The sequence below is a fragment of the Streptomyces niphimycinicus genome, from assembly GCF_018883605.1.
GTDB classification, from domain to species: domain Bacteria; phylum Actinomycetota; class Actinomycetes; order Streptomycetales; family Streptomycetaceae; genus Streptomyces; species Streptomyces niphimycinicus.
In genome coordinates this window covers 1-463 of record NZ_JAHLEM010000147.1, presented here as the reverse complement: position 1 = coordinate 463, position 463 = coordinate 1, and the positions used below count along the sequence as shown (strand labels likewise).

1 pseudogene is annotated in these 463 nt (G+C 70.2%); it reads right to left on the bottom strand.

Going from position 1 to position 463, the window contains the following annotated elements:
* Nucleotides 1–252: pseudogene (locus KN815_RS15020) on the bottom strand (hypothetical protein); the annotation flags it as partial.
* Nucleotides 253–463 lie beyond the last annotated feature (211 nt).

The following is a 463-nucleotide window of genomic DNA, read 5'->3' as shown; positions in this document are numbered from 1 at the left end:
GGCCTCGTCGCCCGTCTCACCGCGGTGCGGGGTCAGCAGCACCGCACGCCCTGCCACCTGCGCTTCCACCGGGGTCGTCAACCCAGCGGCCTCCGTATCGGCCCGGTCCCCTTCGGCCAGGCGGCGCAGGACCCGCTCGGCGATCCCCAGTTCCTCCCGCTCGGCCTCGACCTCCTGAAGCCGCTTGGCCAACTCCTCGGCGAGCGCGTCCAGCTCGCTACGGCGAGACGTGATCCGCTCCAGATCGGACATCCCCGCACCCTCCCCACGACCTCCCGCGTACCGACACGGTGACGGATCGTAGGCGGCCCGCTGACGCAGGCACAGCAGAACCAGAGAACCCTCCCGGCTGACCGGTCAGACGATCTTCACCATGGACACCCGCCGCCGACCAGCCCGAGCACTCCCGACCCCGCGCACACCAGCCCACCCGACCTGCAGTTTTCACGATGCACACTGCTTA